Source organism: Psychrobacter sp. Ps6, assembly GCF_022129235.1.
Lineage (GTDB): Bacteria > Pseudomonadota > Gammaproteobacteria > Pseudomonadales > Moraxellaceae > Psychrobacter.
On record NZ_JADQAI010000099.1, the window covers coordinates 1 to 1,807 of the forward strand.

At 37.5% G+C, this 1,807-nt stretch carries 1 protein-coding gene; it reads left to right on the forward strand.

Annotation, left to right across the window (positions count from 1 at the left end):
- On the forward strand, positions 1–1,750 hold a 1,750-nt coding region (locus I3255_RS14055; protein ID WP_238039372.1), incomplete at its 5' end, for a hypothetical protein.
- Between the last annotated feature and the right edge of the window lie 57 nt (positions 1,751–1,807).

A 1,807-nucleotide genomic window follows, 5' to 3' on the forward strand; every position in this document is an offset into this window, starting at 1 on the left:
CGCCACCTCTCTTCTTGCTGCATTGACTCTTTCTGGTTGTGGTAGTGATTCAAACGACTCTGTTACAACTAAACCTACAACACCTGAAACAGAAAATATTGCTAAAGGTCGATTCATTGATGCTCAAGTTCAAGGTTTAGATTTCATTTCTGGGGCAGAAAAAGGTCAAACAGATTCTGATGGCAATTACACTATCGATCCTGATGCTTCAGCGGTTTCATTTTATCTAGGTGGTGAAAATGGATTATTAATTGGATCAGTATCCAGCCGATCAGTCACAACACCTTTTGAAGCTGCTGGTACCTATGAGCGTTCAATTAACCTTGCACGCCTATTGTTAACTATTAACGATCACAATGACAATTCAACTATTATCATCCCTACAGAAATCAAAGATAACCCAAGCCAAGAAATTAAAGCTGCATTAGCACAAATTACTCTTGATGATACTTCTTTTGAAAAATCGGTTAATACACTACTAACACTGCTAGATTCAAAAAAATTAGTTTCAGCCGTTGATGCCGAACAGCATATGCAAGCATCTTTAAATCCAACCAAACTAAAGCGAGGCTCTGAAAAAGTTTTATCCCAATGGGCAAAAGGTTCAGATCAGCGTTTTGTTGAACGATCAACAGTACTTCGAATCAAAAATCCTAAGGACGAAAATCCTAAGGACGAAAATCCTAAGGACGAATATCATAATGCTATTCATGCTGATCGTACGCTAGGAGAAGAAGTATTTACTAAAACTGTAGGACTGAGCTCTATGCAGTTTACCCTTAAAAAGGATGAATTCTTAGTTCATAAAGGTTCTAACGACACAACGTTTTCCGATCGTTTTGCCGCGCAATATTTAACATGTGTAAAAGAAAATGGAGAGATCAGCGTTGATAGTAATAATGGTGATGCGCCTCTTTGTAATGGTATTCCAATTGAACCGGATCAAAATGTAGACTTTTTTAATGAACCCTCTGCCTTTACCTATGTAATTACTAATCCATTAGCAGAACAAGATGCAGACGAGTCAATGTCATGGGATGAATTTGCCGATGAACAAGGCGTTTATGGCTGTATGAGTCAACAAAATTGCTCAGAAGAAGTGTTAACCCAATTTGCTGAATTTGAGGTCGATGACTCGGATGCAGAAGATGGCTCATCTATGCAACGAGAAATGATTTCAGGAAGTTATGACCCTATTACAGGCGTTTATGTTCAGAGCCGAACCAAAGAAAAAACAACTGGAATTCATACTGGTCGCACAACGGAATATATTAGCTTCATCTATCCTATTAATGCCGATGGTTCTGACCGATATGTTGATTTTAAAGGCACTTGGACAGCAAAAGAAACTCGCCCTGACTGTGCCAACGTTGCTGTATCAAAGATGGTATTTAATGATAAAGGCCTTATCTTAACAGGTAATGAATTTAAACCAACGCCAGAAAATAAGTGTAATACTATTACGATTCAAGATACTCAATTAACACCATATAGTGAACTGGCTAAAATGGATTTCTGGTGGTTTGGTACAAATGAAGCTGGTGTTTCTCTCGCAACATTAGATCAGCTAAATACCACCGTTCGTTGGAATGATAAAAAACTAAACGAAATAAAAAATAATTTTAAGATTAATCGTTTCAGTTATATCCCAGCAGGTAAAAATTGGGATTTAGGCCTTCTAGTACGTGATACTTTAAACAACGCAGGTCAAAAGTCAGCAACTATCACAATTCAAAAAATCAGTAACTAAAAAACAAAAAGGCGATCATCAGATCGCCTTTTCTTTTTATGTCTCCACAGGCTTCAT